Source organism: Paraburkholderia bannensis NBRC 103871 (assembly GCF_000685015.1).
Taxonomy (GTDB): domain Bacteria; phylum Pseudomonadota; class Gammaproteobacteria; order Burkholderiales; family Burkholderiaceae; genus Paraburkholderia; species Paraburkholderia bannensis.
Genome location: NZ_BAYA01000015.1, coordinates 126128 through 141405 on the forward strand (window position 1 = coordinate 126128; position 15278 = coordinate 141405).

Consider the following 15278-nt stretch of genomic DNA (forward strand, 5'->3'; position numbering starts at 1 on the left):
AGCGCGAGCATAATCAAAGTTCGGGACGCGTCCAAGCTTACCCCTCCTTTTCCCCGCCTTTATTTTCTTTTAACCACTGAAAATTCCCGACCACATCGCCACCACTGTATCGGTCGGAGCACGCGAACTTCACCCAGAGAATCTTGTTCAATTGTCCTTCTCCGACTTGTATAGAGGTGTCGTAAAGTCCGCGTTGCAACTTCTCGATTATCCGTTCGTGCTTCTCAGAACTTCTGGCATTTTGATTCAGCCGCTTGATCTGAAATCGCGAAGCGCCATATTAGGCGAAAACTTGAACATGTGTCAGATATCGGCTACTCATTCGTCACCCGCTGCCAAATTGTTGATGGCTTCATCCTCGCCGCCATCTCCACTCATCTGGATCACGAATGCACGCGCACGCTCAACATAGCTGAACAACTCGGGAGAAATATCCTCGAAATCTTGCGAATTGAGCACACGGGTCTCTCGAGATAACTCGACTATCTTATCTGCGTCGAAAACGCCAGGATTTTCCTCGTGAGCAAGGATGACCTGAGCGTTCTTTGGTGCTGTAGCCGCAATCGTCGCAAGAAGCGAAAGCAAATGCTCTTTGTCTTGTGCGCCTTGATTTGGCGAGTCAATCACAATGGGCGCAGGTAAATCGCCTTTCTCAGCGATAGTTCTCCAGAGCGCCGAATAGTAAGCGATGATCGACCGTGCATACCGGCTTCCAGAGCTATACGGTCTCTTTGCTAGGCGCCATTTATCCACGCCATCCAACTGCTCGACGTCCAGCTCTACAATAGATTGTCGAAAATTGTCACGAAAGCTATCGACCGGCCCCTTTGAATCGTGAGTCGACTCCACAACTTTTAGGTCGGCTTTGATTTGCAAGATGCGCGCCGAAATCTCTTCAAGTTCACGTATTAGGCTATTTTCTTCGGTCGCCAGTTGGGAGTCGGCAACGTCCGAGCTATAACTTTTAATGAAATCTTCAAATGTAAATTTACCGCGCTTAACACCTAGCAAATCTTGAACTGCACGATATTTGTCTCGTAGTTCAGCAGCTTTCTTTCTGTTCCGTCCCAGACGAGATTGAACAACGTCCAACCGCTTCTCAAGAAATATCTTCAGAGTGGACAGTTCGCGGGCATCCTCAGCCAGGCCGAGAAATGTGTGAAACGAATCATCATGTTCTGCGTTGCACGTCGGACAAACGAACTTCCGGTCTGACGCGGAGGTCTCTGCTGCGAACCTGAAGTCAGCCGCGTGCTCTCTCAACGCCGCATTGGACAGCCTGACCTGAGTTGACAGTGAGTCTGTCAGCTCGTGATCTTCGACAATGCTTTTTCTGAGCTTTTCCTGCTTTTCAGCTAACTCAACAGCCCGAGCCGTCAACTCCCGTACTTCCGAGTGAAACTCCCTCGCGCTAAGCTTCACCGGGGAGACTCGAGTATTACGCCGTAGACGCGCCCGCGCCCTTTGTAGGGTTCCTATTTCAATCTTCGCCTCTGCTGATCTGTTCTTTTCGAGTTGCTCCTCGGCTCGCAATTCAAAATAACGAACAGGTCGAACGCCAGCGAAAAACTCGAGCGTGTGCTCCGCTGAACTCTGAAATTGCTTTATGCTGTCAAACGTATCCCAGCCTGCCCCAAATGAGCCGTCTTGATTGATGAAGAACGGCAAGAAGAAATTACTCGGGGCGGCGTGACGGTACTTACCCGCGCGGTCAAGTAGCTTTAACTCGAAACCTACAGCGGTCGAGAATATTTCGTTCCATTGCAAGCTGCTCGTTGCGACACCAAGAAGTCGATCGTCTTCGTATAGAGCTCGAAGGTCGCCCTTCCGGACCGTCGTCAAATCGCGGTCACCAACGGAAAAATCTACCGCAACAATCGCATTGTAGTCCCAGCTAGGAAGCTCACCGTGCGGCTCTGCGTCGAATGCCCGGAATGTCGATTTAAGGATTGCGGACTTTCCGGCTCCGTTGCCTCCCCACAAAAGCGTCTTCCTCGAGTGAAACTCGAGTGACATCCCCTTCTGCTCCAACTCTGAGCAAATTCTTATTCTCTTGAATCGCAAGTTCGACATTTTTTTGTTTACGCATTGCCCGCAAAACTAGGCGAGGATTTGGCTTACGCTCCATTCGCTGATCTCATAAATTGCAAGCGCACTTATTTCATCAAGTGACAGCTCTGGGAGTTGCTCAATAAGCTGTTGCTCCACCACTGCAAAGAGATCCTCATCACCTTTTCCCTTCGCGTCCGCATACTCACAAGCTGCCCGGACCACTTCGCGATCGATTGACCAACGATTACCCGTGCCGACAAGAATTTTTTCTCGCGCACATCTCGTGAGAGCAGCAGCGACCCTGTCGGTACGTCGAGAATTCCATCCTTGCGCAAGCCTCTCGAACAATCGACGCCGTGACCCAGCCGCGTCCGGTGTTGCGGCCAGGCTCTCCACCGCCATCTTGAAGGCTAGCTTTCCAAATCCGCGACGCTGAACCAGATCGGCCCAGGTCTTTGACTTATCAGTTCGACGACTGGCGGCCTTGATTCGCACGTAAAGCGTGTCAACGAGGGACGTTGCTTGACTGACGTGCTCCGGTGCGACACCAGTTAGGAAGTCCGCCATAATCCCTGTGGTGTGTCGCTGCAGGTCATCCACGTGCAGCAACACGCGCTTTAGCTCCAGCAGGCTTAAGTCGACATCAGTCTCAGGAATGCCTGCAATTTGGCCAAAGCCCTTTCTTAAGGGAAGGCTGTGGTCATCAGCCAAGTCTGACAACGAGATAACTTCACTGTTGACTGAACTCTCGTCGCTAGATAGCTCTATCTCGAATTTGGCATTTGAGACGAAAGCCCCGCGCGCCTGCACGCTCTTGAACGCCTGAACGCTCTTATATAGCTTCGACACAGGCTTCTGCGGCTTTGGAGTCTTGTCCTTGTCTGTCTGCCCAGTCAGGTCTGAGGTTTTCCAGTAGCCATTTTCCTTCTTTTTGAGCTGATAGAGCGTCACTTTGGCGGGAATAGTACTCGAATCGAACTCCGCAATATCTTGCATGAATTCGCAGACAAACATGTAGTCTATCTCGCCATTTTTTTCCACCTCCAACAGTCGAACGATCAGCCAAAAGTGAGCAAAGTCATGGCCTTTATTACCATGAGAGCCGCCGAAGTCATGATGATCGTCGTCATCCTCGAGGTCTTCAATCTCTTGTCGATGGATTGATGGGTCGAACGCTTTCATTCCTGGAATGATTATAGTTTGCGGACAAATCTATCGAATTAGGCTCTGCGGTATACCTGTTCTGGGCACCAGTGCCCCCTTCCCCGAGGCGCGTAGGTCATCCGAATTCTACTATGCTTTCAACTCCCGTAACCCCAACTTCTGCCAAGGTGGTGATGCGCTCCGATACGTAGCGAAACTCTACGCGGTGTATCGCTTCTGGGAAGATAGTCGATACCAGAAGCAAGGCACAATGCGATTGGCATATATTTCGTATAAGCCCGGCTTCCGCAAACGTTTGGCAACCAACGAAATTGACCGCCCCATATAACTGCGCTCATATCGCTAGTTCGCTTTTGATGGCAATCACGAATTTTGTGCACGAGAGTGGGACGAGCAGGCTGGGACTATGAGGAATTCCCGCTTAAGCGCCTGTGGTTTACTACGCAACAAATGTCGAGACGTCGAGGTTCGGATTGGATTCTTTATTGTCCAACCAGCCATCTCGGAAGCTCGCATTACCGATGAGATGCTAACAGTGCTCGGAGCGAGCTACATCTATCTGAAGAACATCTCAGGCACAGAGCTAAAGGTCATCACCAGCAAATAGCCTCCAATCGACCATTGAAATTCACAAGTATGAGCGAGCGGGTGAAACCTAGCCGAAGCTGAACTTGCATCGCGAGCGGCTGCCGCTCGCCGATGCCAGCGCTACATATTCGCGCGGTTGGCCAGGAAACCGGAGAGATATCCGTTGAACCGTCCGCTCCTCCGATTAGCTGCGCTACCAGTTTGAACAGGCCACTGTGCACGCGATTGACCGCATCGAGAAATTCATCCCATGGATCTTTACCGCTCAGCTTTGCACCGCCGTCTGCAGCCACGCTTGGACGCCGTCGCAGCAGGCGCATCGTAAGTGGAACAACAAGCACCAACATGGCCGAAATGCTGCCTCACGCCTGATCGCTCGCCCCCCCCAAACAAGGCCAAAATGCTATATCCGCCCCCCCCAATCATCTTAGTGTGTCAGATATGGCGCAAATCAGCGCGGGAACCTTACAGCGACCGTTCTGTCGACAAGCCCTTATTTTCGAAGAGCCTTGCGAAGTGGGAAGCTTCACCAGAAGGATTGGCGCCCCGATGCAGACGCCGCGGATACGATGCAAACGGCCTCAAAAAAGCATCACGTCGCATCTGGACAGACGCGTCGCCGGCCGCCGCGGAAGGTGGACTTCTCTTGTCACACAAATCTAGCCGTCGCTCTGGCACCTGGGGTCCGCCACTACTCGCAGGTTTATATCGTATTCGTTCTATACTGCGTCAGGCGGCAGAGCCTGTGAAAGCGCGTGCATCATCGCCCGATGGTGATGCTTAATCGAGCGGCGAGTAGCGCCCGAGCACCATCGAAACACACTTCAATACCTATCGCCTCTGAGCGTTGCTTCATAGCGGATTCTCCACGCGATAGATCCTAAGCTTTGTCAATCTCCTATTTGGGCTTATTGAGAAAGGCCTTTAAGTCGGCGAGTTGCTTTCGGGCATCATCTCGCGGCGTGATAACGACTGCGTCTGGGATTGTTACGCCCAGTGCTTTCGCTATGTTTGAAACGTACGTCTTGCGTCGACCCACGAGGCTCTCACACGCCCGCTCCACTGCCTCGCTACCGCACTTTACGAGAAGATACTCCAGCGCGCGCCTGTCCCGTGCTGAGTTAACGATAACGCCATCGATATACTCGTCCATATAGACACCTCCCATTAGCGGACAATAGTCACTCGCGGCGAAAAAACTTTGCCCTACTTTTGCGAGACAATCGACAGCCCCCGTGCTTTGAGTTGCGCCCGAAGGTCGTAGATTTGCACTAGCAACTCGCCGTTCTGCTGCACCGCACCCTTGAGCTTCTTCTCGGCATCATTTTTTTCCTCAAGTAATACCTTAATTCGTTCGGCAAGCATTACATCACTTGATTTACGCTCTCTTGATCTAGACAAATATACAAGTACAGAAACTACGTCCTCGTGGCTTTTGTAAAGTGCCTGACGCGAAAGTCCCGCAGCCCGAGCAAACTCCGTGCGATTCAAAACTCGGGCGTCCAATTTTCCCATCGCCACATCGAATATCAACTGGAACAAAAGGGTTTCAATTTCAGTACGGGACCGATCTCGTCTCATCTCACAATTCCCCCCCCATATTTCTGATCGCGGCCTCAATATCTTTCAAGTTTTCCGAAATCGCGATCTCTCCAGGCGAACCAACCGGCAGATCACGAAGCAACGCCCTGTTGCGCTCACGCATATCCTCCCAAACGGGCAAATGGTGGCTCGTAACGACACCATTTGGACAATCCAGGCAGGCTTCTTCCTCGTACAGGCAATCTTGTGAGCAAAGTGAACTGCCATTCTTAGCCATGCAAAGCGATTGAGGGCCGACACGAATTTGATGCCCGCGCTGCAAGCTGCGAATGAGCGCTTTTTTTCCTTCGAACGTCATCACCGGATACTCTCTACGATGTTGATCGATTTGCCGACCGCGCCCCCCTTGCAGCGGATGCGAAGAGGAGAGAACATCATGAAGCATATTCTGCGCTTCACTATTTACGAAATCACTCACCTCAGACTGAAACTCATCATCTGCAAATGTCAAAAAATAGCCTCTGGTGGTGGTCCACGACGCATGTCCAAAATGATGTCTAAAATACGTGACGTCACCTAGCTTGAGCCGAGCGAAGGCACGCGCGATAGTTGGCCGAAAGCGTCGGTGCGTAACGTCGACATCATCGCCCAAAAATTCACGAACCTCCGGACGCTGAATATAATTCTTAAGCGCACACAATCCGTTAGTTGATTTAAATGATTTACTCCCATCCCGTACACGAAATTTTGGAAACAGATAGCCTCGCGACCTTGTGAAAACCTCAGCCTGTTTGATTGAAAAAATCCCCCTTTTGATAGCCTTTTCAAAAGCAGCGCGAAGCTTTTTCATTGCTTCAACAGCCAAGATAGCTTCGTCGGAAGCTAACCATTTATGTGGTCGCCCCCCAGAGGGTTCACCTTTGAAAATACGACCGTGTATCCAATGTACATCAACTGATTCACTATTATTAATCCGTATCCCCCCTTTTTTTAGACAATTGATATCAAGGGCATAAATTTCCTCAGCTCGCATCCCTTCAGTCGCAGCGATAGCGATGGCAGCCGCTGTGCGCAAACGGTTCGCAGCCGATATTTTCTGAGAAAAATCTGCCTTTGAAAGGATGAACCTACATACTTCATCTATCGCCTCTAAATCTTTTCTCGCAACGCGAATGAACCCAGCAAACACATGCAAATCATATGGAAGAGTCCGATTCACTTCGTTGACTTTGACTCCGGCGACCTTTGCCGCCCTTCTGCCTGGCCATGGTTCGGTTGCCAGACCATATTTCATCTGTGAGCTAAAATGCCAGAGCTCCTTTACAGGAGCAAGGTATTTATACAAAGCACCTTCCGTCAAATTTGATTTTTTACCATTACCTACCTTTTCGCCCTTGCATCTCAAGTTCCCCAACGCTTTTCGATGAGCAACATATTCATCAATCCCCCACGCCTCCGACAAACACGACACGCCCCTAACGTTCACCAAAAATTCAATGAAATATGACAATTTTTTCCAAATTTGCCGTAAATCTCCCTTGGAATTTTCCCACTTCATTTTCATAAATCTCTTGACTATCATCAACATGTTTGAATATTTATCATCAGTAAAAACAGTACCATCAGGAAATTTCAATTCAAAATCGATCGACACCCATACGTAAAAATTAAACTTCTCCCTGATTTCCTGAGTAACAATCCATTTTGAATCGCTTATATCAAAAGGAAATTCATCAACTACTGCATCGACGATCTTTTCACGCGACAGCTTTGCCTTATATTGTCTAGCGCCAGTCATAATTTCACCAATGATATTGTTCGCTTCCACATAGGGTGCAATTCTCGCCGAGCTTTGTCACGAGCAAATTCCACATGGCGCCGCTCAAATTGAGTGAAAATTTCCAAATCAATAACTTCCAAAATTACTTTGAACTTTGATTTGAAATTATCATGCAAAATTCCACTGTCAATATCCAGCTTAATACGTCGCTCCAGACTTGCAAGTCTATATAGATCCGTCAACGTCACTGCCAATGCATTACAGCCAAAACATGCGAGGGTTTCCGAGCAATTTTTCCCATTTTTCGGTGAAAAATCACCATTAATCGGGTCGCTGCACGACGCCACTTTGGTCTTCAGCATCCCCGCAAGTAACTGCTTCATGGTGTCTGGCGAAAGTCCAGAGTCCCTCGCCCATACCATTGCATCTTTATCCGATCTAGTTACAGCAATTGAAATTGCTTTAAGCCCCCTGTAAAAATCAAAGTGATCGTTGTCCGTAACCGTTTCATAAACTGCACCCGTAGTGTCGAGATCTTTATGGTTAAGAACTTTAGCCCTATCCCTCATACGAACATCATTTGGCAGTCTATTCTCAACGGTTCTCCGTAATTTACTCAATAAAATCCTCAAAGGCCTACCGTTATCATCTAGCACATCGAATTCCTCATGAATTCTTCTCATACCCTCTTTAAACGCGGTATCATTTACACGACCATACACCCCCTTATATTTAGCAACAACACTGTTATACATGCATTCGAAAAGAGGACCGCCTTGAGATCTCCCCATTTTTATATTAAATTCCTTATTCTCTTCAAATATTTTTCTTACCTCACTCTTCCCCCTCTTAACCTCTACAAACCCTTCGACGGGACAATCGATCTCCGACTTAAGTTCCGGTAATCTGTTCGCAGATTTAACCGGTCTATTTTTTGTTGTTACAATTACATCAAATCGCCTTTCATTCTCACCGCGATGCAATGAGTTGCCATTTAAGTCAAAAACACTAGAACGATTTATTGGTATAAATACTGCAATCACGCAAATGCAACACGCAAGATACGTCCTTTCCGAAGCAAGCCCGTCGCCTCGAGGAATCGCACGTCGCTTAATAAGAAATCGGATGATTTCTTTTAATTCTCGGTTTGAATAAATAGGCTTACTTGATTTATTCCGAACTGGTACATTTCGCAAACCATGCTCACCGAGGTCTGGGCGGACAGCTCCACTTGCGACTCCTAGCCGCCATGCATCCCTGACGATTGCACGCAGATGCCCAGGAACTGGCGCTCGCGAGTCAGCAGATGCGCGTGCCATCACCGGTCGACTTTCATCCGAACGAGCGAGCACGCTCTGAAAATCCGTTAAGTGAATTTTTGAGATATTGCATATTGACTGAGGACGTGCAATCTCTGGACACTTGCTCAACGCCCTGAGGTAGGTCATCACCACACGATATAGCTCTTCAAGGGTTCGTGGCCGACATTCCAATCTTAATTGATATAAAGTATTACTGAATTCCTTTGCAAGACAAAATAGCTCTGGCGCAATCCCCGAGTCGAATCTAAACGCTCTAGTTTTACCTGGCTCCTTTATATAAATCCACTTCGGCCACGGAGCTTCGCTAATCGTGCGCGGTACAGTACCAGCGACACTTTCCCTACGGACTCGAGGTTTCCGCACAGTTTTTACTCCTTGAGCATGTCATCGAGTGCACGTTGATAATGCGTCAGCGCACGCACTTTTTCCGACCCCTCCAGCATGGCGAGGTGTACGTAGCCGAAGGTCGTTTTTATATCAGCATGGCCTAACAATCGCTGAAGCGCTTCCACTGCTGCGATCTCGTTTCCGTTGAATCGCTCGGATGTTTCGTACTCCAAAAATCTTGTTGCGTACCAGTGTCTTAAGAGATGAGGATGAATAGCGAAACCACATAATTCGCTCGCACGCGAGAAGGCGTCGTTTAACCAGTCTGGATTGCAGGGGCGCCCATATTTTGTCACCAGCAGGGTGTTGCACTCCAGCGAGGATCTTTCGATACGGGTCGCCCTACGATCACTCATCTTGTAATTGATCATCTCGCCGTATAGTCGAACGGGTATCTCCACCGTTCGTCGTCGATTGCCTTTGGTTGGCGCATGATAGCCGTCCAATTCAAGGCGAATCGCACCTCGACGCCTGTCCATTTGGTCGATACTCAACAGAATGTCCGCCGGCAGCGATGTCACCTCGGAGCGCCGAAGTCCAGTGCAGAAAGTCAACCCGGTCGCAATGCGCTCCTCGGGCCCGCGCATTTGCGAAACGAATCTCTTGATCTCTTCTGCAGTCGGGAGCCACAAATCGGCGAAAGCCGGTAGCCCTCGAGTGCGTGTATTGTATTCAGTGATTGATACGGGTGCGCTTTCGCTAATGAACCCCTCCCGCAACGCCCATGCCCAATATCTTTTGAAAAGATTAACAGAGGTATTTACAGTATTCTGCGCACATGGTTTCCCATCGACGCCGAACCTGAGTTTAAAATCACGATATTCCGTTAAATTAGAAACGGATATTCGATCAAATGGAATTTCATTATCTTCAAAATATGAAAATATATCGAGTAACCGCTGCGCACTCGTGCGCACCGACACTTCAGATGCCCAGGCGTTCGTTGCAAGTTGATGCAATATGTATAGGTTGACAGCAACGACAGTGAAGCCGCGCGAGTCAATCAGCGTAGGGAATTGGAAGCCGGCGGGCACGTAGCCCGCGACGCCGTAGCTATGGAAAAGGAGCTTCAAAGGGAGCTCCTTTCCGGCGCTGTCGTGCTTCGATTTAGCGACTCGCCTTGAGGCCTGAATGATTCATTTTGAGGCGAACGCACTCGCGCCGCCTTCCGACGTCGGACGACAAGATATACAAACCCGGAATTCCGGGCGCAAGCGAACACTCGCATACAAAACCTCGTATGACGTTAAGTGTTCGCTTCAGCTCGCTCGATTTAGCTAAAGCCAAACAATCTCAAATTGGCAACTTGGGGCACATTTTTGCTGCTGTGAGTGCCCAGTACGAGCAAGACTTTTGGCCTAACGGCCGGAGATAAGTTTAGAAAGATAGAGTACGACCCGCTGAAATGCAAGCATATGTTTGACAAGCATCTCGCCGCGAGTGTCGCCGGCCCACTTACAGGGAATGCTCCTTTCGATCGAACCCTATTTATATGAGCACACCTTCAGATTATGCACTCGCCAAATAACAGGGGCAAATTACAATTTGTTTCACACACTGTACTTGTCATTCAATAACGCAGCAGACACAAAGTTTATTAATGAGAATTTGTCAAACCAATCGCTTCGATTTACGTGCTCGATAGCTTGCCTGCTGGCAAGCATCGATTTTTTAAAATTATAAAAAACATCAAAAGCAAACCTACGAATTTCAGTATCCTAAGTTGACACCTCTGCCCAGGCTAACATCATGGATTTCATGGTGATGATGCCGCTCGGCCCGCAGATCATGCATGCGTTCGCGATCACGCCGGCGGCTTTCGCCACGGCGGTCTCGGCGTATTCGCTGTGCTCGGGGCTGTCCGGCCTGTTCGCGGCGACCTATATCGACCGCTTCGACCGGCGTCGTCTGCTGCAGGTGACGTACGCGCTGTTCGCGCTGTCGAACCTGGCGTGCGCGCTCGCGACCAACTTCCATCTGCTGCTGGCCGCGCGCGCCTTCGCGGGCCTCACGGGCGGCATTCTCGGCTCGATCGTCATGGCCATCGTCAGCGACGTGATTCCCGTCGCGCGGCGTGGCGCGGCGACCGGCGTGATCATGACGGCGTTCTCGATTGCCGCCATCGCGGGCGTGCCGGCAGGCATCCTGCTGGGCGCGCACTTCGGCTGGAGCGCGCCGTTCATGCTGCTGGTGGTGCTGTCGGCCGTCATCTGGATCGCGGGCTCGCGCGTGGTGCCGCCGCTCACCGAGCACGTGGATCGCGAGACGCGCATCGGCGAGATCCTGCCGCGCCTGTGGCAACTGCTCACGCTGCCGCGCCACCTGAAGGCGTTCACGCTGACCTTCACGATGATGACGGCGCACATGCTGGTGATTCCGTTCATCTCGCCGATGCTGGTCGCCAACCACGGCGTCGCGCCCGAGAAGCTTTCGTGGCTCTATATGGCGGGCGGCGCGTCCACGTTCGTGACCTCGCGCGCGGTGGGACGGCTTGCGGATCGCTACGGCAAGCGCCGCATCTTCCGCGTGATGGCGCTGCTGTCGATCGTGCCGGTGATGTTCGTCACGCACCTGCCAACGCTACCCTTCGTGGCGCTGGTGGCGTTCTTCGCGGTGTTCATGATCGCGCTCTCGGGCCGCATGGTGCCGATGCAGGCGCTCATTACGACGATCCCCGAACCCGCGCGACGCGGTGCCTTCCTCAGCGCCAACAACGCAGTGCAGGCACTGGGCATGAGCATCGGCGCGTGGGTGGGCGGCCTGCTCCTCACGAACGGCGCGAACGGCACGCTGGTGGGCTTCGGCCAGAACGGCTGGCTGGCCGCGGTGTTCACGGTCACCGCGGTGGCGTGGGTGTCGCAGGTGCGCGGCGCAGGCGACGAACCCGCCGGGCCGGGTACGCATAGCCCGGTCACGCCGCAAGTACGCCCGGCACAGTCGTAAATCACCGCTTCAAAAAGTAAAAGCGCGCGGCGGACTTTCCAGTCCGCCGCGCGTTGTTTTATGCGCAAAAAGTCAGGGTAGTTACCACCCCGTCACCACCCCGTCATTTCAGCCCGCTAGCGTCTTGCGCCGCGCGCGCACCGCTTCGGCCAGGCCGTCGAGCACCGGCTCCGTCTGCGCCCAGCTGATGCACGCGTCGGTGATCGACACGCCGCGCTTGAGCGGCACGCCCGGCTTCAGATCCTGGCGACCTTCGTCCAGGTGGCTTTCGATCATCACGCCGACGATGCGCTTTTCCCCGCCCGCCAGTTGTTCGCCGATATCGCGCGCCACCTCGATCTGGCGCTGATGCGCCTTGTTCGAGTTCGCATGCGAGCAGTCGATCATGACTTCCTCACGCAGCCCCGCCTTCGCCAGCGCAGCACAGCACGCCGCCACCGAGGCCGCGTCGTAATTCGGGCCGCTCTTGCCGCCGCGCAGAATCACGTGGCAATCCTGGTTGCCGCGCGTCTCGAAGATCGCGGCCATGCCCATCTTGGTCATGCCCATGAAGGCGTGGCTCGCGCTGGCCGCGACGATGGCGTCCGCCGCCACCTGCACGCCGCCGTCCGTGCCGTTCTTGAAGCCGATCGGGCACGACAGCCCCGACGCCAGTTGCCGATGGCTCTGGCTTTCGGTCGTGCGTGCGCCGATCGCGCCCCACGCCACCAGGTCGGCGATGTATTGCGGGCTCAGCAGGTCGAGGAACTCGGTGCCAGTGGGCAGGCCCAGTGCGTCGATTTCGAGCAGCAACTGGCGCGCCGCGCGCAGGCCTTCGTTGATGCGGAAGCTGCCGTCCAGACGCGGATCGTTGATATAGCCCTTCCAGCCCACCGTCGTGCGCGGCTTTTCGAAGTACACGCGCATGACGATCAGCAGATCGTCCTTGAGCGTGTCGGCCTTCGCCTTGAGCAGCTTCGCGTATTCGATCGCCTGGTCGTGGTCGTGGATCGAGCACGGGCCGACGACGATCACGAGGCGGTCGTCGCGCTGTGCGAGCACGTCGGCGATCTGCGCGCGGCTCGTTTCGACGAGCGTCTGGGTGGCCTGCGGCACCGGCAGTTCGTCGAGCAGCAGCGCGGGCGAGATGAGCGGGCGCACCGCGCCGATGCGCACGTCGTCGATGCGGGTGGTGTCCTGGGTAGCGTCGGCGACGCCGACTTCCTGGTCGTGCTGCGGATTGTCGATACGGCTCAAGATGTTCTCCTCAGGCGCCCGGCTGCTTAAGCTGCACGAACTACGCGAGATAGGTGTTGGGGACGAACGCGGATTATCGCACTCGACGCGACGTCTCGAATCGGCGCTGAAACCTGGAAAGCGCGCGTGAACCGGCCGAAAACGAAACGAGGCGGCACACAGGCCGCCTCGCAAGACATCAAGAACGCGAACGTTCAGCGAATCAGTTGGCCGACCCGCCCAGCGGATAGCCCTTGCCCGCCAGCCGACGCGCGATGCGCACGAACGCGAGCCACTGCTGGGCCATCAGGCCCTCGCCGTAGTTCACGCCGCGGCCTTGCGGCGCGGGCAGTTGATCGCGGATGCCGGTCGGCTCGTGCGCCTTGTTCCACGAGGCCGTGCGGAACATCACGTCCCAGAACGAAAACAGCACGCCGAAGTTGCAGCCGTAGCGTGTGCCTTCGTGGCCGTAGCCAATCGCATGGTGGCGGCGATGGAACGCCGGGCTCACCAGGAGGCGCTCCAGCACGAAGCCATAGTCGAGCCGCGCATTGACGTGCTGCACCGCCTGCAGGAAGTTGCTCACCGCGATCAGCACGACGAACTGCGCCGGCGGCACACCGATGAGCAGCGAAATCGCCGCGAAAAACGCCGCCTGGATGACGTCGTCCAGGAAGTGATTGCGGTCGTCGCACCACAGCGACATCTGCTGCTGGCTGTGATGCACCGCGTGCAGCTCCCACCACACGCCAAAGCGATGCTGCCAGCGGTGATACCAGTAACCCGCGAAATCGAGCACGATCAGATAGATCGCGAACGACACGTACGGCCTGTCCGTCACGCCGGGCCACAGACTGTCGACGTCGATATTCGGAATATTGTGAATAGCCATCAGGCTCTGCCAGTGATTGAACAGCGGCGTGAGCACGAAGAAAAACGCGATATTCAGAATGCCGAGCTTGGCGATCCACGTGTACCAGACGTCCGCGCGAACCACCTTGCGGTCGCTCCACGCCTCCAGCGGGCGCAGCGCTTCGAGCGGACGCAGCAGCACGTACGTCAGCAGGATTTCGAGCACGCCGACGATCACCCAGTAGAGCGCGTCGTAGGTGTCCTCGTCGTAGCCCATCAGACCGACCTTGTAGAAGATCGGCTGCACCACGTCCACGTAGACGAGGGTCTGCAGCCACGAAACAAGGTTGTCGGCCTGCGAAAGCAGCGTATCAAGCATCGAAACTCCCGGTCGTCAGTCCGGATTCGGCGCCACCACCGGCGCGCGGTTCGCGAAGTAGATGCCGTGCGGCGAGCGGCCCACGGCAATCGTGTCGATCAGCTGGCGCGTCGTGAGATCGATGATGCCCACGTGGCGCGCGAAGCGGAACGTAACCCACAGATAGCGTTTGTCGGCGGAAAGTTCCATGTCGTCGGGGCCGGGGCGCAGGCCCGTGATGTCGCCGACCTTGGTGAGCGTCGTGTAATCGAGAATGCTGATGGTGCTTTCGACGCGATTCGACACGACCACATGCTTGCCGTCGTCGAGATTGCGGAAGTTGTGCGCGCCGCGCCCAGTCTGGATCTTCTTCACGAGCGTATGGGTGTGCGGATCCACCACGGCCACGTCGTCCTCGCCCGTCATGCCGACCAGCAGGTACTTGTCGCCGGGCGTCATCCACAGGCCCGCGGGCGTGTTGCCGATGTGCAGCTTCCAGAGCACGGTCTGCGAGGCCAGGTCGATGGCCGCGACTTCGCCGGTGTCCTGCAGCGTCACGAACGCAATCTTGCTGTCCGACGAGAACGTGATGTGGCTGGGTGTCTTCGCCAACGGAATGCGCTTCGCGATCGTCACGTCATGGCCGTTGTAGCTATAGACATCGACGCGGTCGAGGCGCAGGCCCGCCGTCACGAACCACTTGTGGTCGGGCGAGAAGCCAAGCTGATAAGGGTCTTCGATGCCTTCGACGCGGCGCTGCACCTTGCCCGTGTGCGGATCGAGGAACATCAGGTCGTTCGAGACCGAATCGGCGACGATCAGCGACTGGCCGTCGGGCGTGATCATCAGGTGATGCGGTTCCTTGCCGGTGGGCTCGGTGCCGACGACGCTGCGGCTCGCTTCGTCGATCAGCGAGAGCTGCGCCTCGCCGGAGTCGAGCACAATGACCTTGTCGTTGGCCGCAGTGTCCGCATGAGCGAGCGCGCTGCACACAAAACCGCCGAGGAGCAGCGCCGCTGCAAGGCCGCGTCTCGGGTTCCGGGTAAAGCTGAATGTCGGGAATTCTGGCATTTCG

Annotated in this window: 10 protein-coding genes and 1 pseudogene; 1 reads left to right on the forward strand and 10 read right to left on the reverse strand. The window is 54.0% G+C overall.

Annotated elements, in window-relative coordinates; genetic code table 11:
* Window positions 1-318: 318 nt before the first annotated feature.
* The 7 genes from BBA01S_RS22895 to BBA01S_RS46975 form a co-directional block, all read right to left on the reverse strand.
* Complete coding sequence (locus BBA01S_RS22895; protein ID WP_156966040.1) at window positions 319-2016, reverse strand: hypothetical protein; 1698 nt, start codon at window positions 2014-2016, stop codon at window positions 319-321.
* 84 nt (window positions 2017-2100) lie between these two features.
* Window positions 2101-3234, reverse strand: coding sequence for a dsDNA nuclease domain-containing protein (locus BBA01S_RS22900; RefSeq protein ID WP_027818498.1), 1134 nt, complete (start codon window positions 3232-3234; stop codon window positions 2101-2103).
* Between the two features lie 575 nt (window positions 3235-3809).
* Complete coding sequence (locus BBA01S_RS46960) at window positions 3810-4151, reverse strand: hypothetical protein (protein ID WP_156966041.1); 342 nt, start codon at window positions 4149-4151, stop codon at window positions 3810-3812.
* An 859-nt stretch (window positions 4152-5010) separates the two neighbouring features.
* Window positions 5011-5385, reverse strand: coding sequence for a hypothetical protein (locus BBA01S_RS42255; protein WP_156966042.1), 375 nt, complete (start codon window positions 5383-5385; stop codon window positions 5011-5013).
* Window position 5386: 1 nt separating this feature from the next.
* Entirely contained in the window at window positions 5387-7174 is a 1788-nt protein-coding gene (locus tag BBA01S_RS46965; RefSeq protein ID WP_156966043.1) for a hypothetical protein, read from the reverse strand.
* Window positions 7141-8580: a hypothetical protein gene (locus tag BBA01S_RS46970; protein ID WP_156966044.1), complete on the reverse strand. Its 1440-nt coding sequence runs from the start codon at window positions 8578-8580 to the stop codon at window positions 7141-7143. The genes BBA01S_RS46965 and BBA01S_RS46970 overlap by 34 nt, the downstream gene beginning before the upstream one ends.
* A 236-nt stretch (window positions 8581-8816) precedes the next feature.
* Complete coding sequence (locus tag BBA01S_RS46975) at window positions 8817-9908, reverse strand: tyrosine-type recombinase/integrase (protein WP_156966045.1); 1092 nt, start codon at window positions 9906-9908, stop codon at window positions 8817-8819.
* A gap of 673 nt (window positions 9909-10581) precedes the next feature.
* Between BBA01S_RS46975 and BBA01S_RS42265 the strand changes: the two are divergent.
* Window positions 10582-11778: pseudogene (locus tag BBA01S_RS42265) on the forward strand (MFS transporter); the annotation flags it as partial.
* A 108-nt stretch (window positions 11779-11886) separates the two neighbouring features.
* Here BBA01S_RS42265 and BBA01S_RS22935 read toward each other — a convergent pair.
* From BBA01S_RS22935 to BBA01S_RS22945, 3 genes are all read right to left on the reverse strand, one after another.
* Window positions 11887-13014 carry a 3-deoxy-7-phosphoheptulonate synthase gene (locus BBA01S_RS22935; RefSeq protein ID WP_027818503.1) on the reverse strand — a complete coding sequence of 376 codons (1128 nt, stop codon included), beginning with the start codon at window positions 13012-13014 and terminating at the stop codon, window positions 11887-11889.
* Window positions 13015-13216: 202 nt separating this feature from the next.
* Entirely contained in the window at window positions 13217-14224 is a 1008-nt protein-coding gene (locus BBA01S_RS22940) for a sterol desaturase family protein (protein ID WP_027818504.1), read from the reverse strand.
* Window positions 14225-14239: 15 nt separating this feature from the next.
* Complete coding sequence (locus tag BBA01S_RS22945; RefSeq protein WP_084162453.1) at window positions 14240-15274, reverse strand: YncE family protein; 1035 nt, start codon at window positions 15272-15274, stop codon at window positions 14240-14242.
* Window positions 15275-15278: the final 4 nt, after the last annotated feature.